This window comes from Bdellovibrionales bacterium (assembly GCA_016716765.1).
GTDB lineage: Bacteria > Bdellovibrionota > Bdellovibrionia > Bdellovibrionales > UBA1609 > JADJVA01.
Window position 1 is genome coordinate 590,542 of sequence record JADJVA010000025.1, and the last position, 22,721, is coordinate 613,262.

Here is a 22,721-nt window from a genome sequence, read left to right on the forward strand (position 1 = left end):
AGCCAGAGTCATTCTGCTAGAGAACGGAGCCTAGCCTTTCGCTTATGAGGTCCAAATGAGAGAGGTCAAGATATACAGCGAGAGCGATTTCCCCACATACTTACCAAAACTGAGCGCTCTTTATGACGATCTCTTTTCTTCGGGAAAGGGTTTTCGGTCAAAGTTGATCACACTTGTTTCGGTGCCCATAAAATTAGACAAGCCATCAATCTCTCTTTTGGCTCAGACGATTGAATTTGTGCACAACGCTTCTTTGCTTCATGACGATCTCATTGATCGATCCCCTTTGAGAAGAAATAAAACTGCAGCTTGGCTGAAGTACACACCTGAATACGCCGTATTGGCGGGTGATTACCTTTTGGCCCGTGTGATGGTGAATCTTTCTCGGTACGGAAATCTACGCCTTATTCAGTATACGGCAGAGATTATTGGAAATTTGTTGGAGGGAGAGTGGATTCAGGATTCATTGGTTCATGACTGGAATGTTCATATTGGTCAACTTGATCAGGTTCATAGCTTAAAAACTGCGTCTCTGTTTAAGTGGTGCATTCGTGCCCCGTTTATTGCCAAGGAGAATTATGACAGCCAGCTCCATGAGTTGCTAGAGAAAATCGGCGAGTTATTGGGACTTCTTTTTCAAAGAAGTGACGATTTGTTGGATTTTAACATTAGAAATTTTGAAAAGAAGGAAGTGCTCGGAGATTTGAAATCTGGGTACCTTAATTCATTTGGCGCCTACTTGACCCATGATCTCTCAACAAAACAGCGTGAAGAGTTCAAAAAATCTTCCTGTTTGCAGGAAGTAATTTGCACAATAGGTGCTGAAGAATATCAGCGAAAAATTGACAGTTTTGATAGAATGAATAGTCAAGTGATCGACTTGTATCTTCACCATCTTGAGAATCTTCGTGATCTTTTGGATGAAGAGAATCATGGTCTTCTGGATAATCTCGCTAAATTACCGCAACCTCTCTATTGGAGAAAAGTTTGAAGGCGCCGATTCAAAGCCGCCTCCTGACGATACCTCGGGCGGATCCGCGTTTTATGCCTCATTTGCTGGGCTCATTTTCAAATGAGGAAAGAGCCTTGCCTGTGGATGTTTTATTTCATGATACAAACGAAGAGAGAATTACTTTTCGAATTGTGCAAATTAATGAAATCGATTGTCCCGGTAAAGTCATGACTCTCTTGACTGGAGTCAGGCCCATATTGTTGCTTCTAACCATGGGGCCGGCGGCAACTTCGATTTTTTATGCAATGACTTTTGGGTGGGAAATAGAAATAGGCATTGCTGCATGTACTTTGATGGCCATCTTTTTTTTACATGGGGCGGCCTTCTTGATGAACGACTATTGTGATCATCTTTCGGGGATGGACAGACTTTCATATCTAGGAGGGAGTCGCATTGTTCAGCGTGGTTGGGCTACCGCTGAACAGGTCAAAAATTGGTCCTGGATGTGTTGGTTGTCGGGCTTGATGTTTGGCCTGCCCTCCCTTTGGCTTCGTCCTTGGCCTATGATGTTGTTTATTGGAGGAACAGCGGCTCTGATTGTCGTTGGTTTTTCTTATTTGCGTCGAAGTGAGAGGTATTTGGGCTTGGATAATTTAATGGTCTTCTTTGGGATGGGCCCACTTCTAACGGCGGGAACATCATTCGCGGTGACTGGAAGAATTGGATCCGAGGTTTTGATTTTTGGCGCAATTTTTGGGTTGGGCGCCTCGCTTTGTATTCAGCTTCGCAATTTCGAGACGATGCTGGCAGATTCGCAAATGAGGACAAGAACTTTGATGAGTCGTCTTGGTCTGGAAAAATCAAAGCTTTTTGTCATGGTTCAGCTTTTTTTCATTTTGTGCCTAATGAGTCTGTTTGTCTACGTGGAGACAGTTTTTGCTATTTATTGGTTGGTCATGACGCCTGTTTTTGGTGTAGCCGTTCATTTGGGATTACGTATTTGGTCGGTGGGATCTCCTTTGTCTTCCCAGTTGAGAGGTCTTTGGAGGCAGGGTCTCGTTTTGCACCTCTGCCTCTTGGCCGCGAGTAATTTGCTTTTTTATTTTCTCTATCTGAGTCGAACTTAGCGCGATGGAATGTGGAATTCTTTTAAATGCAGGTATTGATATTGGGCCTCGCGAAGAACTCAGTATTTTTATCGACAAGCTTCAAATGCCAGTTGCTGAGAAAATTGAAGACTATCCGCTTTGTTTGCTGTGGACTGGAGAGGGATGGGGGCTTGTTTCCCGAGAGTTTTCCAAAATGAATCCCTTGGTGATAAATTTTTCGGGAAGAGATTGGCAGCGACGACTCAAAGAAACAGGAAAATCGGGGGACATACTTTCAAAGGCGCTTAAAAAGATAGCAGGTAATCTTGCAATTGATTCGACGGCAGGGCTGGGGAGAGATACTCTTCATCTTTTGGCGCTTGGTTTTCATGTTGTTGCAATTGAGCGCCACCCCTTGTTGGTCGAGCTTCTTAAAATTGCTCACAGGCGAGCGATGGCCCAGGAGGATTTTCGAAGCCTTTTTTCTCGTCTTCATATAATTTCGGGAGACGCTACCGAATACTTGGACGGACGCTTCGGGAAGTCAAAAAAGCCTGATCTTGTCTTCATGGACCCCATGTTTATACGTGAAGGCAAGTCTGCTTTGAGTGGAAAAGAGATGCAGATAGTTCAGGTTCTTATGAATCCAACCCCGCAGGAGGACGTGAAACTTTTGGTTGCCGCCCTGCGAGCCACGGGAGACCGAGTGATTGTGAAACGGCCAGTGCTTGCCCCCCCTTTGATGGCCGGTCCGAGGCATAGCCAGAAGGGAAAAAGTGTTCGGTACGACATTTATTTTCCCGGGGATAAATCTTAATTCGACTGCATGAATCAGTGAAGATAGAGGCTTGCAAGGTTGATCTTTGAGGAGGGATTGACGAGATTTTGAAGTTCTAGAAAAGCGATCTGCAATTCCGGTGAGGCCTGGCTTCGTTCAATGAATGAGAAATATCGTCTTAAGTCGGCCAGAGCCTCGTGGTTAAGCCTCATTTTTCTATACAAGAGAGCGCGTCGGGAAAGAATGGACAGATTGTTGGGTTCGATTTCCAAAAACACACTATAAACGAACAATAACTTTTCCTGGTAGAAGCCCGTCTCAAAAAGCTGCATGAGAAGATTGAGGTATTGGATAGCAACTTGGCGGCCCGGTAAAATTTCGAGGGAATCAACCTCAACACTTTTTTTGCCGCCGCAATGCTGATTCACAAGATGGGCTAGTTTTATTTCTGGGACGAGCCTTCCATGGTCGGTCAGATCCACGTAGCAATTTTGACCCGCCTTGACCCATTTTAGCAAATGGGAGAAGGCCGAGTTCACGATATAGATTGGCAAATCTAGTTGAGTTGCCAAGTGATTGTAAACAACAGCCAGGACTATGGGATGTCCCATCTTTTGTGTCAGAACAGGGAGGAGAACGAGATCTTGAAACATGAGGGGGCAGACTGCGTCAGCCAAGGATCGATTTCGAAAGCCGCGGCGATTAAAGAAATAGTCATTTAAGAGATGAAATCTGCTTTCCGCACCTAAGTCCGTGCTCAATGCTGACAACTCATAAATCATAAAATTCAAAGCTCGGTTGAGACCCTCTGGGCTTCCTTGTGGATCAAGAATGGCGCTGATCCCAATAAGAATTGAAGCCAAAGAAGCGGGTTCTTGGGGACTTAAGCTCTGAAGGTCGAGAGAAAGCTTGGTCCAGGTGATGTGCTGATGACGATGCATAAGTAATCGTTATCGGAGGCAAGTAAAACTTTCAAGAACATTAGTGGGGGCTGCGCGGAAATGCGTTTCGATGGGTCTTTTTGGTTAGGTGAAATATTCTTTGTGAAGTGACAGTCTTTTATATTTTAAGATCCTCACTTAGTTGACATCCTTTGTCGAGGATTTGAGAATCAAGAAATGGCCAAAAAAAGTCCCGAAAAGAAACTGCAAGAACGAATTGCCCAGCTCGAGCAAGAAATTCTCTCGCGTGAAGAGGATCTCTCTCAGTTTCGTTCTGAATTGGTGACTGCCAATCGTCGTTTGGAAAGTCTGATTGGGCAGATAAAGGGAGAGTTGGCGACAGTTGAATCTCTGCAGAGGATATTGGTAAAGACCGAGTTTCCAAATATCACCGGCCTGGAGTTTAGTACGAAGTTTGTACCTAGCCTAGTTTCAGGAGGCGATTACTTTGATATTTTTGAACATGATGACCCCATGCATTTTGGGGTCGTGGCCGCCAGCTCTTCTGGCTACGCGACTTCAGCTTTGTTTTTATCGGTTCTTTTAAAGATCTCAGGTCGTATGGAGGCCCGCCGCGGTTCGGCACCTCATGAAATTGTGAATGCCATCGCCGGGGAGCTCATTTCTGGCTTGGGTCCCCAGGATACAATTGATATCTTTTACGGTCTTGTCGATCGCCGCAGTTTTGATCTTCATTATTGTCGTTTGGGCAATGTATTGGCCGTCGTCCAGGAATTTGCAACAGGAGAGCTCACGTCTCTGCCTTTATCGGGGCCGGCCATTGAGCGAAATTTTTTGCCCATGGCCGAAAGCCACAAGCTGGCACTTAGTCCTGGAGACCGTTTGGCTGTGTGTACCCGCGGAGTGTTAGAAGCCGCAAATAGTGCGGGTGAATCATTTGGGGTTGAAAGAGTTTTAAAATCTATCATCGCAGGACCAAAACGGGGCGTACATGAAATTAGAAATCGAATTTTGTATGAGGTCCAGAAGTACTCTGGATTGAATGAGCCTCGGAGAGATCAGACGATTGTTGTGGCTGAAGTCAAAGAGCGAGTCATTAAATTAGCTCGACCCTGATGAGTTCAAGCATACGACGCGGGTCATCGCATCATTCTTTCACTAGAGAAAGATTTCGACTAGCCCTTGAGGCTGTAGCTCTTTAAATGTTAATGGTGATTCGCTAAACTAGGCTCTGTGGTCTGATTTTTTGGTTGGCCGAGGTTATTTACACCAGTGAGCGAAAGGGTATGAGCTATGTCGGATGGAACTTATGAAGGTGCTGTTGATCGTGGTCTCGAAGGAGTTGTGGCATGTACGACGGCGGTCTCATCCATAGTTGATGTGACTCTGTGCTTTCGTGGGTATTCAATTGAGGATCTCGCCGAAAATTCAAATTTTGAAGAAGTGTCATACCTACTGTGGAATGGTCGATTGCCTGATGCGAGAGAATTGGAGACCTTTTCAAGAGAAATAAATCAGCGGATGAAACTTGAGGCTGATTTGGTTAAACAGCTTCAGGCCTTGCCAACGAAGGGTGTTCATCCTATGGCCTGGCTGAGGACGGCTACATCTATGTTGGCACTTTGGGACAATGAAGCTCAAAGTGAATCTGATGAGGCCAGAAAACGCGTCGGAATGAAACTTTTGGCCCGAATGGGAACTCTTGTTGCTCTTTTTGAGCGAACACGTCAGGGCAAAGGTTATGTGGAGCCCCGTGCAGGAAAAAGTATCGCATGGAACTTCTTGTACATGATGACAGGAGAGGAACCTGATTCCGACTTCGTGAAGGTGTTAGATGTTTGTTTGATTCTTCACGCAGACCACGAACTCAATTGTTCAGCATTTTCTGCTCGAGTGACGTCTTCCTCATTGAGTGATATTTATTCAGCTATCACGTCAGCAATTGGAACTCTCAAAGGCCCCCTTCACGGAGGAGCCAATGAACAAGTCATGAAAATGCTTATTGAGATTGGCACTCTCGATAAAGCAAGAACTTGGGTCAAAGAGGCCTTGTCTCAAAAGAAGAAGGTGATGGGATTTGGACACCGAGTGTATAAAAATGGCGACCCAAGAGCAAAGATTCTGAGCCAAATGAGTCGAACACTGACTCTAAAAACTGGTCAACCTCATCTCTATGAAATGTCCAAGTTGATTCATGAAACAGTAGAAGGTGACAAGGGTTTGCTGCCAAATGTGGATTTTTATTCCGCGACAGTTTACTACAGCATGGGGATACCGATTGATCTTTACACTCCTATTTTTGCCGTTTCGAGGGTGAGTGGTTGGATGGCTCATATTTACGAACAGTACGCCAACAATCGTATTTATCGTCCGCGCGGGCAGTGGACGGGCAAAACAGGATTGTATTGGGCCCCTCTCAGCAAACGATAATCATTTGGCCGGGTTTTAAACGATCTTTTTTGCTGACAAATTTTTCTCAAGTTGAAATGTCTTAGCAGGACTTTACAAATCCAATTTAAAATCCAATTCATACATAATTGGGTCTCTATGTCTCGGAGTGAACCGGCCATGGTTCATAAGTGGGAAACAATGTTGCAACATTGGAAGCACTCCCCTCGCTCTTATTGAGATCTGGACCAGCACTTCGAAAATCGAGCATTTCGATGTAAACAAAACGGCTTTTCGTTGAGAGATCCCCTAAGTTCCAGCCAATAACAATCCGAAGAGATGGTGAGATTGGGTAATAGCAAGGGGCTTGAGTGCAAAAAATTTTACTTCATTGCAGTTCTATCTCTGAGGCCGAAACGCTGCGTGCGGCTTTAGAAACAAGACTTCCCTACCCTGTGCATTTATCTTTTGATGAGAAAACGGCTCTTTCCATTGTGCAGAACAGGGCCATTCATCTCCTGGCCTACGAGACAAATGAGTTCAGCGAAAAGGATCTCGACTTCACGATGAGCCTCAAACGAGCGGGATTCAATGCTCCGACTTTGGTTCTTTCTGAAAAGGTGGGTCCTGATAAATTGATCGACACCGGCGATCAAAAACTATTTTTCCTGGGTAAACCCTTCGATGAGAAGGCTTTTGTCGGTGTTGCCAAAAAATTGATGGTATCGCGAACCTTGGTCCAGCAGAAACACAAACGATTTCCTACCTTGCAATCCGCAGTGCTTGAGACTTTTATGTCTGGGGAAATGCTTCCTTCGCAGATTTGTAACCTGAGCGCCGGGGGCGCTTATTGTGAATTTCTCGGAAAAATCGGAGTTTCAGTTGGAGATCTGGTGAAGTTAAAAATTCGCCTGCAAGAGGTCAACCGTGATTATGTGATGAACGCAAAAGTTGTTTGGTTAACTCGAAATGGCTCATCGATAGGTGGAATTGGTGTCGGCGTAAAGTTCATAAAATACGATGACATCTACCGGCAATTGATGGAAAAAGTCTGATTTATTTTTCCTGGGCATAAAACCCAGAGATGGAAGCATAATCTGAAATCTACAATTTTAGCAGAAATCAGCTCCTCGATACTTTGTCTCACATTTAGTCATCCGGATAGGGCCAATGCCTTTGGAGTTCAGCAAGCAGAGGAGCTATTAGGAATCCTTGATCACTACTCAGCTCAGTTTAGTGGTGTTCTCTTCCAATCTGGGAATAAAAAATTCTTTTGCGCTGGCGGTAACCTACGTTTCTATGCGGCCCAGAAAAAAAAGAGCGAGGGGATTTTAGCAAATCGGCGCATTCGAAGTGCATTGAAGACATTTTCTGAGCTCGCTCAACCAAAAGTGGCACTTGTTAGTGGAGACTGCTTCGGCGGAGGCTTAGAGTTATTGAGTTCTTTTGATCATGTCATTTCATCACCACAGGCCTATTTCGGATTTTGGCAGAGGCGCATAGGTCTTAGCTTTGGTTGGGGAGGAGGGACTCGCTGGAGTGAAAAGAACAATCGCGGAAATATTTTAAAGCTAGCTTTAGAGGCGAGATCTATTTGTAGTGAAGAGGCGAAAAATCTAGGACTTATACACCAAATTGTTCTTGATGAGAGACTTTATGAGGAAGGAAAAAAATGGCTCAACTCAGCAATGCAGTGGCCTGAAGAATCCTTGCTCGGCCTGAGGCAGTGGACCCCTTCAAGAGAAACAAAGATATTTGAAAATCTTTGGAATAGCTCCAGCCATAAGGTTGCCCTACAGCGGTATCGATAATCATTTAGAGACAATCGATGTATTCTTGAATTGAAAATCTTCCTTCAATGGTACGCTTTATTTTATAAAGTGAAAAAATCGGAGTGTTTTCGTCAAATTCGATTATGGATTTAAGAATTTTAAAGTACCTCGGAAAATCAGTTTTTTTGGATTTACTTGCCGTCAGAATCTCATGAGTGTGGATAGTGAGGCTTGCCCATACCGTCGCAAAGATGCTCTTAAGATAGATTTGATCTGAAGCTATCTGAGCTTGGTGGGAGCTTGGATGTTCAAATAAAATTTTCCTCATTGATTCAGCTTTTACAATTGCTTGGGGGTATAGGTCTAATATCAGTGTCGTCACAGAGTTTTGAGAATCTGTGTGTTCGTGTTGGTGGTGACCTGCCTGACCCGCATCAACATGGGCATGGGCATGGGATTCCCCATTCTCGTCTCTCGCTGTAGATTTAACATTCTTACTCCTGTCCAATTCGCTTTTCAGTTTATCCAGGACAGTTTCCCAACGCTGGCTGAGATATTTCGGCAGATGTTCTCGACTTTTTAACCAGGCATCTTTGGGAGAAAGTGCAGCTGGCTCTTGAGTCAAATGTCCTCGGCAGGTGTGAGGTTGTGACTGAGGATGATCATGTTTGTGAAGCTTGTTGTGGCCATGATGGTCATGATTGTGGGCACTGGCGCTCCAGGAAATCAGAAAGTAAGCCAGGAGAGGGCAGAGGGGCTTTGCAAAAAAAATAGCGGAAAGACGCCTCGTTTGCGGGCAGAAAATCATAAATAAGCCTTCCATAGATCTTCGCATCGTAGCTTTGGCTTCAAAAATGGAATCCATGAATAGACCGTTTTCTTTTGAGCCCAGGGGGCGTAAGTCAAAAGCTGATGATTAGCGAGTTTCAGTTCGGTGAGTTTGTCAGCGAGAGGAGAATGTTCCTGGAGAATAGAACCAAGCTTGTCCAGATGGCGAAATATCCTCATTAGGGATTCCATGGCTTCGTATTTATACTGAGAAAGAAAAAGAGGCTTTTTTGTCACGGAGGCAACTCTTAAAAAATCGGAATATTCGTAGATAAATTTGACCAATCTTCCTCCACGAGTTCGCAAGCTGGACATTTCCATAATTTGTCCAAGCCAGTTCTTTTCTATGTCCGGTTCCTGTTGGTCCATTTGCCACTTGATCATTTGATACATAAATCCAACTAATGTTTGCTCTATAATCAGAGTGTGCAGATATCTCTGAGCAGGCGGAACTGAGTGGTCAAAAATTGTTTCAACGTCAGTCAGCAAGCTTTGGATCAGAATCTTTCTATTCTCTCTTTCCAGGAGTCCCTCTCCTGTCTCAGCATGGCTGGAGCCAATCGAATACTCGTTGGCGAGTCCCTCGATGATTTGATTTTTTGAGACTCTTGAACCAGATGAAATAGAAAATTGGGCCGAAGAGGGGGTGTCGCCTCGGGGAGGAGAAGATTCTTGACTGATCATTCCTCGATGCAAGAGCCCTTCTTGGACGGCAATGATCCATAGCATTTGATGATTTAATGCCGGATCTATGCCGTCCTCACTTCTCAAAAAGGTGGAATACCCTCTTTGCCTTGCTCTCAGAAAGAGCAGCCTCTTTTTTCTCAGACCAAGATAAACTCGACGATCAAGAGACGAAATCTTTTGTAGACGGTGATTTAGGATTCTCTTTCTTTTTAGCAGGCTTTGATTTTCGGGCTGTTCGGTGAGTTGAGAATCGATTTCAGAGATTTCTTTTGCGAGAGGTTCTGCTTTGCTTTTAAGATATTCCAACCAAAGCCGACGTTTGCTTTTTCCAATAAAACCCCACCAGCGATTGGAACCCTCGGCATCCAGTATCTTGATTCCCGCCTCGTCCAATTCAAAAGGGCCAAATTCAAAGGAGACTCTTTTCTGGGCTCTTTTTACGGCTTGGGAAGCAAACCAATATCTCCAAGAGGTTTGGGCTGAGCCTGTCCCCAAACGGTTTGACCAGGAAGGGATTCTATAGGCCACCTGCAAATGTCGGGTCCAGAAAAGTATAACAGCGTCAATTGCCGTGCAGACAACATGGACGCCGGCACCCCCAATGAGTTTGGATGCCACTGTTTCTGCAACTTCGCTTGCGACTTTCACAAGGAGAGCTACCGTTCCAAATTGAGCTCCAATTTCTGCTGTTGATTCAGCAACTTGTCCGAGACTGCGACCCAAAGGAATAGCAATTTTTGTCTGAAAAAAACCTCTGGCAACAACGTCTTCGGCCTCCCGAAGGAGCTCTTCTTCGCTGGTAAATTCGCATTGCACGCAATCGCGAGCGAGTTCAGTCTGATAAATGCGAACCCATGCACGCACGAGTTGCCAGAAATGAGAATTGAGATGAATTCGCTCATTTCCAAGCATCAAGAAGGCCTCAGATTTGTTTTTGTCATGGTTCTCATCCATGATTTTAGGGCTTAAACTTGCGCTGAGCTGGTAGAGTTCAACAATGGCCTGGATATTAAACGTATCTGAAGGCTCGTGCTCCTCGTGAGCCAGCGACATTTGAAATGACAGAAGACAAAGAAATAAAGAAGAGATCAGAATTCTAGGGCCCAGACCCATGATGTGTGGATTTGCGTTCACTTCTTTATAACTTTCCCTTGTATCTTGAAGCTTCTTAAAAAATGAAGAACTCACTTACCGTCATTTCGTGAGCTAGGGCAAGAGGTTTGATAAGAGGATCATAAAAGGATCTAAAATCAGGCAAAATTTGGCTCAAATTTGCAATAGATTTAGTTCCCATTCATTGCCTATTCAGTTCGTGTGCAGGTGGTTTTCATTGAGGGCCAATGTTTGCCTGCCCGTGTTTTAGCGTGTTAGGGCTTGAGCATGTGCAAAAAAATGAATGAACTCACATCCGAAAAAGATCATGGTAAAAAGGATAAATTTAAAGAATGGAGAGGGTTGAAAGTGAAATTTAGACACACGATTCCTCTTTTATTACTTCTCATAAATTGCGCTCCTCAGTCGAGAAATGAAAAGGGCGTTCCGATGACGGGAGCTGAGCGTTTGGAGAGACTCGCCGTTGCTGATCAACAGGATTTAGCACCAAATGAACTCTTCAGGGCTATTTACCGAGGCGATTTGGAGCAGGTCAAAGCGATTGTCAATCAGTCTCCTCGGCTCTTGGTAGTGCCTAACAACAGGGGTGCTAACTTTCCTCTCGGAGTGGCGCTTCAGTTGAGGGAGTCAGCAATTGCATATTTTTTGGCTGAGAACATTCCATTGGGGGAAATCAAGTCCGTGAACGATCGCCAGGAGGGATATGTTTTTACGGCAGCGGCCAATGGCTATTCCGAAGTAATTCAGAAGATCGCTCAACGGTACTATGAAAGTTTGGGCCGTTTTTCCGACTATGAATTTTCAGACATAGATATGATCAACCAAGATGGTCAAAGAGCTCTCCACGTAGCCACTGATCGGCGTGTGATAGAGGCTCTTGAAAATGAATATTACCGTGGAGTGATGGAGGTTCCATTTTTTCAATTTACGCAACTTGAAGACAATGAGCACCGGAGTTTTCTTCATACGGCCACGCGAGATGGCCGCGTGGATGTTGTGCTCTGGGCAGCGGAGAGATTTTGCAATTCTTCTGGAACAGGTGAGTCGGAGTCATCTTTGGGAGAAATAATTTCCTATTTCGGCTCCAGAGCCTGGCGAGGAATCCAAACCTACGTAGGGGGCTTTGGAGTGGGCTTAGATCAAGTGTTTAATCGACGAGACGGCGAGGGGCAATCCGCACTTCACTACGCTGCCAAAAGGAAGGACTTGGAAATTTTGAGGGCTATCGGAAGTTGTGAATGGATCGATTACGATCTGGAGGACGAGCAAGGGAATATTGCTTTACAGACTCTTCTCTTGTCGATGGATTCTATGAAAAGTCAATTATCCGAAAATGACAAACAACTTCTCGTATTTTTCTTACAGAGAAAAACTCGTATGCGTCAATGGCTCGTGACCTCCTCTGACTACGTGAACCATCAGAACAGAGAGGGACGTTCTTCGCTCCACATGGCGGCCCTTATGCTAGATCCATGGTCTTATGAGAAATTGAGCGAATCTGGGGATGTTTATCTCCAAGACTTGACGAAGCAAAGGCCGATAGATCTTTTTAATCGGAGAAAATCATCCAAGTAGGTAAGTCCATCATGCAAGTTTATTCGGCCTTCGTATTGAGAATCTTTCTTTCCCTTTTTCTGGGGACCTTCCTTTACTCCTGCGAACGCCAGAAAGAGAAGGAGAAACTTCCTATTGAGCCTTATCGAGTCGTCGATTTAGGTCAAGTCAAAGCATCGAGTGTGAATTTGATGGGAACTGGAAAAATCCAATTTTTGAATTCGCTCTCTGGGCTTAACTCATCCGAGCACTATGTCTTGTCCTTTCGGCTTTTAGAGGAGAATTCAGAGTTGCAGCTGGTTTCTCACACAACAGATATCAAGAGCGGAGATGGAGTCGAGTTGAGGATTTTTAAGAATAAGAATAGTTTGGAGATTGGGGTGTCCACACCAGGCTTCTTGGAAAGATCCTTGGGCTTTATCGAAATTGGTAGCGGGAAAGAGAGAAATAAGAGTTCAGTTGAACTGGAAAATTCAGGGGTCATTCACTTGCGCCTGGAAATTCACAACGGGGTCTCCGGCAGAGTTGAGTTCTATGTTTGGCTTGATTGGGTCACGCAGGATGGATATTTTTGGAGCCACTTACCGGTGGTCAAAGCAAAGAATGCAGTCTTGACGAGTGTTGATCTGGATCTTCCTTTCTTTTCGCATGGGCGGGGGCCCTTATGGGGGCTGAAATTCCATCAGGTTGAAATCCTTACGGCTCGGAGAGAGGCTCCCTATGTGGATTAGATTCTTGGTGGTATTTGTCGGACTATGCCTTTGGGATTCAGTTGGAGTTTCAGCTGGAGAGTCAGATGGAGATGATACTTCTTCCAGCGCACTGAGACTCGAGGAGCTCTTGCGCGAAAGTACAAAGGGCTCGGACACAAGACGACGAGGGAAAGACAAAGTCTCGCTTCGTTCTCACTTGGAAATGAGAAATACCGAAAGCCGTCTTTTGCGTCCGGAGCCCTCTCGAGAGACAAAGCTTGATAATTTATCCCTGGCCTTGGAGGGCAGTTCGAGCTCTGCAATCAGTTATTTTATGGAGGCTTCGCTTGAACACGCCGGAGGAGAATCACGTTTCTTGTTGGGGCAAGTTTTTATTGAGCTTTTTCAAGAGGAAGGAAGCTTGAAGGGAAGAGTGGGCCAACTCCTGATGCCAGTGGGCTGGTTGAATGAAAGGCAGGACCTATTTTTTTCTAAGCCCAGCTACTATAGGCATCTCTATCCTGGATCAAAGCCACTCGATTTGGGAGTCAATCTTGAGTGGAAGCCTTTCAGTGAATTGTATCCTTATTTGGCCGCGGGCTGCTACAGTGGACAGGCGGCAGGCCTTGGTGATGAGTGGGAAATTGAGGCGAAGCGGCGTCCCTGTGAAATTTCGATCCGTGAGCGGTCATATGGAGTAGAGTTATTTTTGACTCACTTTAGTCATGATTTGGCTCTTCATGATGCTCTCGAAGCAGATGGCTTTGGTTTTGAAATTCAGAGTCCTGAATACCTTCAGTCCTACAAATTAAGATTGGGTCTTCTGAGTGAAGCGTGGAGAATGACTCAAAGGCAGGATCGGGGTCCAGAAAACGAAATCAATGCATGGATGGTTTTTCCCTATTTGAAGCTTGATAAGGTGAAAATTGGATATCGGTGGGTGCGAACCGATCAAGAAGTGAGCATTTCAAACGACCATCGACTTCGCTCGACGAGAAACGAGAGACTGGTGCAAGTGGAGGCCACTTTTACAAAATCGCTCAAGCTGATTTATGAATCGGAGCAAGCGTTTTCCTCAATTCCAGAAGCAGACAGGTGGGCACTGCGCTTGCTTTTTGATTTGGCCTGGCCTTCGCAATCCGGATCTTGAATCGGGTCTAAGCCATTTCTACCATTTCATGCAGAGCCTTTCGAATTCCAGTGTAGACCTCGAAGGGAGTGGCATCGCACATATAGGCCGGTGTTGTGATAATTTTTGATTCGCGATCGCTCACGTAGTCGGTTGCCGCACATTTGACATGGCAGGCGCCTGTTTTAGTGACTTCAAGAGAGGCCTCAGAATCCTGTCCGAGAGTCAGGTTAATTCCAAATTGTCCTAAGACCCTTGCAATAAGAGCTGGAGCAATACAAATAGCACAAATCGGTTTTGCCTGAGAGTAGAATTCTTCAACCACTCTTTTGGCATCGGGAAGGACCTCACATTTGGCTCCATCTTTGCCCCAAGTGCAGAGGCTGCGGGCGACTCCATAGCCTCCGGGAAAAACCACTCCATCATAATCATCTGTCTTCAAGTGAACGAGGTCTTTGATTTGTCCGCGAGCAATGCGGGCCGCTTCAACGAGGACATTGCGGGTCTCATTTGAGATGGCCCCATTCAGGTGATTGGTGACACTGATCTCGACATCAGGGGCGAAGATATCAAATTTTACCTTGAGTTCACTCAGGGTGAGCAGTGTGCTCACGGCCTCAGTGATTTCAGCTCCATCTTTTGATCCACAGCCAGCCAGTATCACAGCAATTTTTTTCACGAGTAATCACTCCAGTAAAGGGTTCTGATTCTGGACATAATCTGATCTAAATTGGGAGGAGGGGCAAGCCTTCTTTAAACTGGCCCACTTGATTGTTGTTCCAAACTCCAAGGGTACCTGGCCGAACCAAATCTCAGGGGTTCAGGATCGAGTTCGGCTTGGTGCAGTGCTCACAAAGGGAGCGCTGCTGCCGGACGCATGTTTGAAGATCCTGGACTCCTGAGATTTGGTTCGGCCAGGTACCCTTGGAGTTTGGAACAACAATCAAGTGGGCCAGTTCAAGGAGTCTTCGGTCCCGCCAGAAAATCTTTCAGCACTTGGCACTGGGAGACAAAATAGTCCCGGGAGGCTGTGTCCACCAATTGCTTGACACAAAGTAAAATCAAGTGCGCTGGGTAAGGGGTATCAGAAGAATAGATGTAGCGGTATTGGGTTGTCCTCCAGTCGTTTGGCGCAGGCCACTCAACAAAGTCAAATGAAACCTCAGTCACCTTGAGTTGGCAGGGATTCAGATTGCGACACTGGGAATCTGCCGCCACTGCCGATGGCACAGGGCGAATATCGGAAACAATCTTGAGATTGTGAAAAGTGACGGGAGGTGCTTTGTCAGCATTTGAAGTTTCAAGAGACAACAGTCGATGAAAATGAGGGGCGGGAGAGATTCCTGCAGAAGGCATTTCGGGGAGCTGAATTTTTGCGATTCGCCATTCGATCTCTTTGCGCAAGGTGCTCGTTTGATCTCCATCGTAGGTCAATGAAATTTCATCGAGTCGGTACAAGATGAAATGTTCACTTTCTTCGCGGGCTTTGACTTCGGTGAGGATATCTTTGAGCTTAACCACGTCGTTGGTTTCTACCCTTTGATTGATTTCATAAAGGGCTTGATCTCCGACCCTAGTCTCTAATGGAAAGCGTCCTTCCATGGCATTTGTTAAGGCTTTATTCACCTGTTCGACACTTGCGACGGGTCCGAGTTCGGCCTTTTTTGCTTCAGGGTCTTTCGTGCAGGAGGTCAGCCAGAGGATGAGGCCTATCATTATGAGTGCCGAAATCATCTGAATCATGGCATAGCCGCGAAAACTTTTTGTGGTTGCTTCATGAAAAATCACACAGAGTCCCATCCCCAAATCCAAAACGGAAGAGGCAATACTTCTTCGATCATTTCGGCTGTGGCTTTGTCAAACCCCTCAAGTTCTGAGGCCTTGAGGGGGCCAAACAGAAGTTTGATAATGTCTTGTTCGCTTTCAGTCCTAAAAAGTTTATTGGGTGTGCCGAGGTAGTAGGCTCCATCTTTGAAATCAAAGATCCAATCGTCATGACCGAGCTGACGGGCATAGCGGCGCAATTTGAAACTCATATTTTTAGCATTGAGAATTCGGAACATTCCGAGAAATCCCCGATTGCAGAGGGCCCCATATGCTTGCAGTTGTCGACAGAGATTCTCAGCCGTTTGAGAACATATGAGAGTGATGCTTGAGGATTTTACTTTTCGTATGTGAGCCAATAGGGGAAGAAGGCTTGAGACGCCCCCACCCCACTCGTGAATATATCCGACGAGGTCCGCGCCTTTGCCCTCAACGGCATAGGCCTTTAAGGTGTTGTTCTCATCCCATGCAGTGTAGAGGTGGGTGTTGGGGATGTTCAGATAGCGACGGAAGTCATCGGCGACTCGAATGGCTCCCAGGCTGTGCTGAGCATACAATCTGAGAAGAGCCTCAGGTGCGACTCGAAGAGTGTCCATGAATCGCAAATTGTTTTGCGGTGGTTCAAAGTTCTTTTCAATGATGAGGGCAAGTTCCGTCCCTCCGAGTTCAAAACCGAGCTTTCGGTAAAGGTCGTAGAGATTTGTCCATAGGACGGCAAAGTCGCAACCGTTTTGACGGGCGGTTTCGGCGCACTCATTGATCACTTGTTTGCTTAATCCCTGGTTTCGAAATTCGGGATCTGTGACGACACTTCCAATGGCTCCGACTTTAAATAGGCCAGCGACAGTTTTCGTGATGCTGTATTGGACAACAGCATGAGCTGCAATTTTTCCCTCTGCTTTGATAATTCGAATGTTGTTCATGTTCTCTGAATTCAGGGCAGTTGGATATTCTTGACTGATAGACCATGTGGCTTTGGGTCGAAGATTGTTGTTAAGGAAGTCAAGAATTTCATTGAACTCTGCTGGCTGTGGGGGCCGTGGTCCTTCCATGCTTCTATCCTCCCATTCCATTGTAGCTGGGACCCGTTGGCGACGTGTATAAATCAATTGAAATCCGGACTTGGGGAGAGAGGCGAGCCTTGACTTCGGACGAGGCGGCAATTAACCCATGTCAATTGGAGACAAGAAAATGAAGAAGAAACTCAATTTGAAAGGAAGTGTCAGGACAGGAGCAAGACTTGAGTCTCAAGAGAAAAGGCGTCTGCGCTTGAACGACATCATCCAGTTGTTTATTCGATATTATCCTGATGCCCATTGTGCTCTCGATCATGAGAATCCAGAACAACTGCTCATTGCAACCATTCTCAGTGCCCAATGTACGGATGAACGAGTCAATCAGGTGACAAAAAAGCTGTTTGTTAAATATCCTTTTCCTCAGGATTTTGCTCTTGCGGAACTGACTGAGCTTGAGAAAGATATTCGACCCACGGGTTTTTTTCGAAATAAGGCCCGAAACATTCAGAAGTGCTGTCAGCTTTTGATTCAGGATTTTGGAGGGAAGGCTCCTCCGGACATGGAGAAATTGGTCAGACTGCCAGGAGTTGGAAGAAAAACGGCGAATGTTGTTCTGGGCAACGCGTTTGGAATTTCTTCAGGAATTGTGGTTGATACCCATGTGACTCGCCTAGCAAATCGATTGGGATTGGTCGCTGCTCAGCAGGCAGAGAAAATTGAACGGGAACTGATGAGTCTTGTTCCTCAGGAATACTGGATTTTGCTGCCTCATTGGTTGATTTGGCATGGGCGGAGGGTTTGTCGAGCTCGAAAACCGAATTGTGAAAAATGTTTCCTGTTTGAACTTTGCCCGCGTCGGTTATGAAGGCGCAATTGACACGTCTCACTTCGATGGGGGAAGATGGCCGCTATGATAGTTTCATTTTTTGAGAGCATGAAGTACGTGGGGCATATGCTGCCCGTGGCTTTTTTAAGAGTCTATACGGGTTATTATTTTTTTAATCGAGCCATGGAGCATTTTGATGGGGATTTTCTCGTACAGCCCATACTCAGTCGGTCCATTGATGAATGGTTGCCAGTGAGTCAGGCGCCTGAGTGGTATAAGGATGTTTTGGAATCAATTGTCGTGCCCAATTGGAAAATTTTTGCTTATTTAGTGACCTACTGTGAATTTGCAATAGGGATTTGTTTTATTATTGGTTTTTTTGTCAGGCCTACGGCTCTTCTTGGAATTTTTCTCACGGCCAATCTGTTTTATCAGACAGGTCCTTTTGTCGGCGATCTGCACCGTCTTTTTTTGGCGATATTCATGATGATGTGGTGGGTGGGTGCGGGGCGCTGTATGGGAATGGATTATTTTTTCTACAAGCGTCAGCGCGGTATTTGGTGGTAAGTCTATGAACTTTGCCGAGGTCTTGTTTCAATGAAACGAATATCATCTTTTGTTATTGCTGTAAGTATCGTGGTTCTTGGATTGGGCCTGTTGGGTTGGGTGCTCTATGGCATCGCCCGTCGATCCGAGGATCCGGTGGCCTATCGCACTGTCGTGAGGGTGATGACGTATTCTTCCTTTTTTGTGCCCACCGGGCCAGGGCCTCTCTTGAAGGCTGAGTACGAAAAAAGATTCGGTTCGGATGTTGAGTTCGTGGATGGGGGCGATTCGGCCCTGATGGTAGAACGATTAAAATCAGTATCCGAGAAGCAAATAGATTTGGTATTGGGAATAAGCCTTCTTCATCACGAAAAAGCACAACGAGAACTCAATTGGCAGAATTGGGCTTATCCAGAGAAAGTCTCTATGGTTCCAGAGTTGAATTTTTTTGGCAAAGTGGCGTCGCTCAATCAATATAAATTGGTTCCATACAATTGGGCTCCAATGACCTTTGTTTATCGCGAGGGCGAGGTCAATCCTCCGAGATCCTGGGAGGATCTGGCGCGTCCCGAATTCAAGCGATCAATTTCAGCGCAAGACCCTCGCTTCAGCACTCCAGGCAACTATTTATCGTTCTGGGCTTGGGACAAGGAGACGGGGCAATTTTCAAACTCGCGCATAGATTGGCTCAAGAACGCCTTGCTTCCGCTGAGTCCGAGTTGGAGTGTTTCCTACGGTCTCTTTCGAAGTAAAAACGCGAAGCTGACTTTTACTTATGCGACCTCGCCTTTTTATCATCGTTTGGTAGAAAAGGACGAGAGCTATAAAGCCGCTGTCTTCAATGAACCCCACCCCTTTGAAGTGGAGTTGGCGGGAATTCCCGTTCACTGTGTGACCTGCTGGGAAGCAAAGCGATTTATTCAATTCCTACTTGAGCCCGCATCGCAGCGAATATTGATGGAAAAGAACTTTATGTTGCCGGTTGTGACGGGAGTGAAAGAATCCAGCGTATTTGCTGAGATGGCAGAGTACCCACTGATTTCGTGGGACTCCTATGACGGTTACGATAAGAGCGAGACCAATTGGGCAAAAAAGTTCGTGGACACTTTAAAAACGAGGGTCAAGAAATGAGGACCTGGAGTGAACGCTAGGTTCTCAGGGATTTGTGGCTTCCGGTCTCTTTTGCGCGTGGCACTGGGTCTTTTTCTCGTTTTTCCAGTTCTTGTCATCATTGGCTTTGCAAAATCTTGGAATTGGCCCGATCACGCCGAATTGCTTGAGTCTCTTTCCTTTACGATGATTCAGGCATTTCTCAGTTCTTTGTTTGCAATGATCTTGGGATCGGTCGGGGCATTGGGGCTTATCTCCTTCTCAAAGGGGAAGTTGCGATCTGTCTCAGAAGTCTTCGCTCTCCTTCCCAGCCTTCTTCCTCCTCTGTTTGTGATTTTGCCATTCTTGAATATCGCTTCATTTTTCACTTTGAGCCATTTGGGCTGTGGGGAATTGTGAGCGTCAATGTTTTGATGAATCTCGGCCTTACTTCTGTTGTCTTAGCTCGAGTGATTGAATCGAAGCTAGGTCCCATGATCGAGTTGAGTTGGATTGAGGGGGCTTCTCGGTGGAAGATGCTTCAGAGCGGAGTTTTCTCCTATTTGCGAACCGATCTTATTTCTTTGTCTTTTTATCTGTTCACTCTTTTTTTTGCGAGCTTCTCGATTCCCCTGATTCTCGGCAGTTCAGAGGGGGTTACACTTGAAGTATTGATTTACGAAAAAATTCGTTTGAGTGGAGACTGGTCTCAGGCCGTCTTGTTAGGACTCTTACAGATATTTATTTTATTTTTTTTCTCGTTTGGGGTTAGGCAAAATTTTACAGGGAAAATCAGTCGTCAGCCCAATCTGACAGGCTTGCGTGCTCCTTCTCTTTTTGGAATCCCTTTATTTGTGAGCCTCTTTTTAGTTGGGGGTCAGTTTTTTGGATTGATCCGTGGTTGGGGTTACCTGTTGAACTCCCCTGTTCTTTTGGCGGAGCTACCCCTGCTGTTGGGTGGAACCTTGATCGTCGGGATTGGAACAGGACTGCTGGTGCTCATTCTTCTCATGTTGGTTGCGGGCTTAAGTCCCCACCTTGGTTTGGATCGCTTTTTGGTTGGCTACACGGCGCCGAGCACGGTGCTAACGGGGTTTGCCTTCTTGCTTTTGGGTGTTGAAGGTTGGCTCGGTATTCATCTTTCACTGATCTGCGGTTTGGCCCTTCTTGTGGTTCCATCCTTGTATCGAATGCTGGCAAGAGGACTTCTCGTGGCCATTCAGAATCAAGTGATTGTCGCTCGCTTAGGGGGAGCGGGATGGTGGGCCATTTTTGACAAAATTGTTTTTCCTCAGATTTGTCGGCAGTTTTGGTGGTTGGCTGGAATGAGTTCGCTTTGGGCTTGTGGTGATTATGCACTTTCCTCTTTGGTCGTCGAAAACAATACAACTTTGGCTCTTGCGATTAAGGGCTATATGACTTCTTATCATTTGGATTTAGCAACAGCTCTCAATTCTATTTTACTGGTTGTCGGAATGAGCTGCTTATTGGGGTTTGGAGGCTTGGGCCGTGTCTGTCGTACAGAATCTTTTTCGTGATTATGGCAATTTTCAAGTTGAGATTCCTGAATGGAAGATTTCTGATCAGGGAATCACCGCTCTTTGGGGGCCCTCAGGGGCCGGTAAAACTTCGATCTTTCGACTGATGATCGGTCTTGAGCCCTGTCCCGGGATGCGTTGGATATTTGAAGACCTTGATTTAGCCCAGCTTCCCATGTCGGCCAAGAGACTGGGGGTGGTCTTTCAGTCCTATGATCTTTTTCCTCACATGACAGCAGAACAAAACGTCCAATTTTCGCAAGAGGCGAGAAAAATTCCAAAATCAGAGAGAGCTCAAGATCTGGAGCACTTGAAAAATTCTTTGAGTCTCGAAAACTGTTGGCAGCGAAAGGCTCAGCTTCTTTCGGGAGGGGAGCAGCAGCGAGTTGCCATTGCCCGGGCCTTGGCGGGGCGCCCTCGATTTTTGTTTTTAGATGAACCCTTTTCGGCCCTAGACACAGACCTTAGGGCAGAAGCCCGCGAGCTTGTGAAGCGAGTGATCGGTGAATTCAAAGTACCGAGTTTATTGATTACTCATGACAAAGAGGACATTCAGGCGATGGATGCGGTGGTTGTGAGGGTTGAAAAGGGGAGGTTGGTTTAAGGGGGCTAGCTTGGTGATGGTTGTTCCAGACAGACTCCAGGGGTGCCTTGCTGAACCAAAGCTCAGGCATTCAGGATCTTCAAACATGCGTCCGGCAGCAGCGCTCCCTTCGTGAGCACTGCACCAAGCCGAACTCGATCCTGAATGCCTGAGCTTTGGTTCAGCAAGGCAGCCTTAGAGTTTGAAACAACAAATTCACCGAAGGCCTGCAAGCTGGCGCTGTATTAAAGACGAAAAAAAAGGCGGCCTTTTGAGCCGCCTTTTTTGTTTTCGCTCTTTAGCGAAAAAGATGTCACTAGAACATGAATCGACCGGCAACATTGAGTGAAAGATCAGAACTTGAATCAACGTCCGTTTCACCAACGCTGCTGGAAGCCCGCTGTGACCATTTGAGATCGCCAATGACCGTGGCAGCTTCGGAGAAACGATAGGGGCTGTAAACTCCAAGACCCATCATGTTGAAACCGTTAGCGGCAACTGTAGAACCAGTTTTTGTCTCAGCGGTAGACGAGTAAAAGGCCTCAAAACCGACAGCACCCATTTCGTGAGGGATTTCATAAAAGACGCCCAATTTCGTTGCTTCGCCGCCTTTGTACTTAGTTGCGGCGGCTGCACCTTTTACTTTCACGGATTTTTCACCCAGTAGAAAATCAGTGGAGAGCTTGGTTCCAAGCACATGAGAACCCATCAGCCACTGATAACCAGCCCAAGGACGAAGTGAGTTTCCGCCAGACATGGCATCTTCTTCTTTATTTGCGTTGTCAATTTGCTTTTCACTTGGACTGAAATAGAGCTCGGCTCCGTAGTGCATGCTGCTGCCCTCGACGAAGGCATAGCGGCCTTTTGCAAAGATCTGAATGTCTTGCAGACCTTTGGTGTCGGTCTCTGCAGTTCCAACTTCCTGTTTGCTGGTAGTATAGCCGAGATTGGCGCCGACGGCGTACATCTCGGTGAGTCCACGCTCATAAGCCAAGTTGAGATTTTGGCCTGTGGTATCAGTCTTAGTTGTTGCTCCACTCACTTTGCCTTTTACTGAATTGCTATTGCTGTTGTAGTTCAGTGCAGGAGTGAGAACGTTTGCATCTGTATCTGCCTGATAAAAGTACTCGGATTTGATGTCGGTTGTTGCATGAGCAGCAAGGGTCAAACCCAAAGCCGCAAGTGTTGCTGTGAGAGATTTCATACCAAAGTCTCCTTTTTATAACGTAAGGGTAAAAACCCGTTTTTAATATCTGGATCGCCGGATCAGGGTTATTCATCTTTTGTCTGTCATCAACTGATTTCGTACAAAGAAAAGAGGCGTCAAACAAAGGTCTAGCCAGAATGGGACTAAATGTAGGCAAAAAACCACAATCATGTGACAGATTGTCCATCTGTTATGTACTGGCCCACGAG

General features: G+C 46.0%; 23 protein-coding genes. 16 read left to right on the top strand and 7 right to left on the bottom strand.

Features of this window, described 5'->3' with window-relative positions; all coding sequences use genetic code 11:
• The first annotated feature begins 55 nt into the window (after positions 1-55).
• The 3 genes from IPL83_19200 to IPL83_19210 are packed head-to-tail and all read left to right on the top strand — an operon-like array spanning position 56 to position 2,857.
• Positions 56-991 carry a polyprenyl synthetase family protein gene (locus IPL83_19200; protein MBK9041248.1) on the top strand — a complete coding sequence of 312 codons (936 nt, stop codon included), beginning with the start codon at positions 56-58 and terminating at the stop codon, positions 989-991.
• A complete protein-coding gene (locus tag IPL83_19205; protein MBK9041249.1) occupies positions 988-2,079 on the top strand; it encodes a prenyltransferase in 1,092 nt (363 codons plus the stop codon). Before IPL83_19200 ends, IPL83_19205 begins: the two co-directional genes overlap by 4 nt.
• A 4-nt stretch (positions 2,080-2,083) precedes the next feature.
• Positions 2,084-2,857: a class I SAM-dependent methyltransferase gene (locus tag IPL83_19210; protein MBK9041250.1), complete on the top strand. Its 774-nt coding sequence runs from the start codon at positions 2,084-2,086 to the stop codon at positions 2,855-2,857.
• A gap of 14 nt (positions 2,858-2,871) precedes the next feature.
• On the opposite strand, the gene IPL83_19215 is transcribed toward IPL83_19210, so the two are convergent.
• Positions 2,872-3,759 carry a hypothetical protein gene (locus tag IPL83_19215; GenBank protein MBK9041251.1) on the bottom strand — a complete coding sequence of 296 codons (888 nt, stop codon included), beginning with the start codon at positions 3,757-3,759 and terminating at the stop codon, positions 2,872-2,874.
• Between the two features lie 177 nt (positions 3,760-3,936).
• On the opposite strand from IPL83_19215, the gene IPL83_19220 reads away from it, so the two are divergent.
• The 4 genes from IPL83_19220 to IPL83_19235 all read left to right on the top strand — a co-directional run bounded on the left by IPL83_19220 (position 3,937) and on the right by IPL83_19235 (position 7,919).
• A complete protein-coding gene (locus IPL83_19220) occupies positions 3,937-4,836 on the top strand; it encodes a SpoIIE family protein phosphatase (GenBank protein ID MBK9041252.1) in 900 nt (299 codons plus the stop codon).
• Positions 4,837-5,013: 177 nt separating this feature from the next.
• A complete protein-coding gene (locus IPL83_19225; protein MBK9041253.1) occupies positions 5,014-6,150 on the top strand; it encodes a citrate synthase in 1,137 nt (378 codons plus the stop codon).
• Positions 6,151-6,479: 329 nt separating this feature from the next.
• Positions 6,480-7,163, top strand: coding sequence for a PilZ domain-containing protein (locus tag IPL83_19230; protein MBK9041254.1), 684 nt, complete (start codon positions 6,480-6,482; stop codon positions 7,161-7,163).
• A 3-nt stretch (positions 7,164-7,166) separates the two neighbouring features.
• On the top strand, positions 7,167-7,919 hold the full coding sequence (locus IPL83_19235; protein MBK9041255.1) for an enoyl-CoA hydratase/isomerase family protein: 753 nt from the start codon (positions 7,167-7,169) through the stop codon (positions 7,917-7,919).
• A gap of 4 nt (positions 7,920-7,923) precedes the next feature.
• Here the strand turns inward: IPL83_19235 and IPL83_19240 are convergent, their stop codons facing one another.
• On the bottom strand, positions 7,924-8,688 hold the full coding sequence (locus IPL83_19240) for a hypothetical protein (GenBank protein MBK9041256.1): 765 nt from the start codon (positions 8,686-8,688) through the stop codon (positions 7,924-7,926).
• A complete protein-coding gene (locus tag IPL83_19245; GenBank protein MBK9041257.1) occupies positions 8,685-10,583 on the bottom strand; it encodes a hypothetical protein in 1,899 nt (632 codons plus the stop codon). Before IPL83_19245 ends, IPL83_19240 begins: the two co-directional genes overlap by 4 nt.
• Before the next feature lie 273 nt (positions 10,584-10,856).
• On the opposite strand from IPL83_19245, the gene IPL83_19250 reads away from it, so the two are divergent.
• The 3 genes from IPL83_19250 to IPL83_19260 are packed head-to-tail and all read left to right on the top strand — an operon-like array spanning position 10,857 to position 13,904.
• A complete protein-coding gene (locus IPL83_19250; GenBank protein MBK9041258.1) occupies positions 10,857-12,083 on the top strand; it encodes a hypothetical protein in 1,227 nt (408 codons plus the stop codon).
• 11 nt (positions 12,084-12,094) lie between these two features.
• Complete coding sequence (locus tag IPL83_19255; protein MBK9041259.1) at positions 12,095-12,793, top strand: hypothetical protein; 699 nt, start codon at positions 12,095-12,097, stop codon at positions 12,791-12,793.
• The gene (locus tag IPL83_19260) at positions 12,783-13,904 is read left to right on the top strand and encodes a hypothetical protein (protein MBK9041260.1); all 1,122 of its coding nucleotides are present in this window, start codon (positions 12,783-12,785) and stop codon (positions 13,902-13,904) included. The genes IPL83_19255 and IPL83_19260 overlap by 11 nt, the downstream gene beginning before the upstream one ends.
• Positions 13,905-13,911: 7 nt before the next feature.
• Here the strand turns inward: IPL83_19260 and elbB are convergent, their stop codons facing one another.
• From elbB to IPL83_19275, 3 genes are all read right to left on the bottom strand, one after another.
• A complete protein-coding gene (elbB, locus tag IPL83_19265) occupies positions 13,912-14,562 on the bottom strand; it encodes an isoprenoid biosynthesis glyoxalase ElbB (GenBank protein MBK9041261.1) in 651 nt (216 codons plus the stop codon).
• 278 nt (positions 14,563-14,840) lie between these two features.
• Complete coding sequence (locus tag IPL83_19270) at positions 14,841-15,671, bottom strand: hypothetical protein (GenBank protein MBK9041262.1); 831 nt, start codon at positions 15,669-15,671, stop codon at positions 14,841-14,843.
• Positions 15,668-16,759: a GNAT family N-acetyltransferase gene (locus tag IPL83_19275; GenBank protein MBK9041263.1), complete on the bottom strand. Its 1,092-nt coding sequence runs from the start codon at positions 16,757-16,759 to the stop codon at positions 15,668-15,670. Before IPL83_19275 ends, IPL83_19270 begins: the two co-directional genes overlap by 4 nt.
• Positions 16,760-16,898: 139 nt before the next feature.
• Between IPL83_19275 and nth the strand changes: the two genes are divergently transcribed.
• The 6 genes from nth to IPL83_19305 are packed head-to-tail and all read left to right on the top strand — an operon-like array spanning position 16,899 to position 21,326.
• Positions 16,899-17,588, top strand: coding sequence for an endonuclease III (nth, locus tag IPL83_19280; protein ID MBK9041264.1), 690 nt, complete (start codon positions 16,899-16,901; stop codon positions 17,586-17,588).
• Positions 17,589-17,624: 36 nt separating this feature from the next.
• Positions 17,625-18,116: a DoxX family membrane protein gene (locus IPL83_19285; GenBank protein MBK9041265.1), complete on the top strand. Its 492-nt coding sequence runs from the start codon at positions 17,625-17,627 to the stop codon at positions 18,114-18,116.
• A 30-nt stretch (positions 18,117-18,146) separates the two neighbouring features.
• Positions 18,147-19,226 carry a thiamine ABC transporter substrate-binding protein gene (locus IPL83_19290; protein MBK9041266.1) on the top strand — a complete coding sequence of 360 codons (1,080 nt, stop codon included), beginning with the start codon at positions 18,147-18,149 and terminating at the stop codon, positions 19,224-19,226.
• A 9-nt stretch (positions 19,227-19,235) separates the two neighbouring features.
• A complete protein-coding gene (locus tag IPL83_19295) occupies positions 19,236-19,604 on the top strand; it encodes a hypothetical protein (protein MBK9041267.1) in 369 nt (122 codons plus the stop codon).
• Entirely contained in the window at positions 19,601-20,722 is a 1,122-nt protein-coding gene (locus IPL83_19300) for an ABC transporter permease subunit (GenBank protein MBK9041268.1), read from the top strand. The genes IPL83_19295 and IPL83_19300 overlap by 4 nt, the downstream gene beginning before the upstream one ends.
• Complete coding sequence (locus IPL83_19305; GenBank protein ID MBK9041269.1) at positions 20,694-21,326, top strand: ATP-binding cassette domain-containing protein; 633 nt, start codon at positions 20,694-20,696, stop codon at positions 21,324-21,326. The genes IPL83_19300 and IPL83_19305 overlap by 29 nt, the downstream gene beginning before the upstream one ends.
• Before the next feature lie 295 nt (positions 21,327-21,621).
• Here the strand turns inward: IPL83_19305 and IPL83_19310 are convergent, their stop codons facing one another.
• Positions 21,622-22,509 (bottom strand): hypothetical protein, encoded by an 888-nt coding sequence (locus tag IPL83_19310; protein ID MBK9041270.1) that lies wholly within the window; start codon positions 22,507-22,509, stop codon positions 21,622-21,624.
• Positions 22,510-22,721: the final 212 nt, after the last annotated feature.

Coding starts and splice junctions, on each gene's coding strand:
- IPL83_19310 (MBK9041270.1), bottom strand. CDS start 22,509: ATGAAATCTCTCACAGCAACACTTGCGGCTTTGGGTTTGACCCTTGCT.
- IPL83_19290 (MBK9041266.1), top strand. CDS start 18,147: ATGAAACGAATATCATCTTTTGTTATTGCTGTAAGTATCGTGGTTCTT.
- IPL83_19240 (MBK9041256.1), bottom strand. CDS start 8,688: ATGATTTTCTGCCCGCAAACGAGGCGTCTTTCCGCTATTTTTTTTGCA.
- IPL83_19275 (MBK9041263.1), bottom strand. CDS start 16,759: ATGGAAGGACCACGGCCCCCACAGCCAGCAGAGTTCAATGAAATTCTT.
- IPL83_19285 (MBK9041265.1), top strand. CDS start 17,625: ATGGCCGCTATGATAGTTTCATTTTTTGAGAGCATGAAGTACGTGGGG.
- IPL83_19225 (MBK9041253.1), top strand. CDS start 5,014: ATGTCGGATGGAACTTATGAAGGTGCTGTTGATCGTGGTCTCGAAGGA.
- IPL83_19260 (MBK9041260.1), top strand. CDS start 12,783: ATGTGGATTAGATTCTTGGTGGTATTTGTCGGACTATGCCTTTGGGAT.
- IPL83_19215 (MBK9041251.1), bottom strand. CDS start 3,759: ATGCATCGTCATCAGCACATCACCTGGACCAAGCTTTCTCTCGACCTT.
- IPL83_19220 (MBK9041252.1), top strand. CDS start 3,937: ATGGCCAAAAAAAGTCCCGAAAAGAAACTGCAAGAACGAATTGCCCAG.
- nth (MBK9041264.1), top strand. CDS start 16,899: ATGAAGAAGAAACTCAATTTGAAAGGAAGTGTCAGGACAGGAGCAAGA.
- IPL83_19200 (MBK9041248.1), top strand. CDS start 56: ATGAGAGAGGTCAAGATATACAGCGAGAGCGATTTCCCCACATACTTA.
- IPL83_19210 (MBK9041250.1), top strand. CDS start 2,084: ATGGAATGTGGAATTCTTTTAAATGCAGGTATTGATATTGGGCCTCGC.
- IPL83_19255 (MBK9041259.1), top strand. CDS start 12,095: ATGCAAGTTTATTCGGCCTTCGTATTGAGAATCTTTCTTTCCCTTTTT.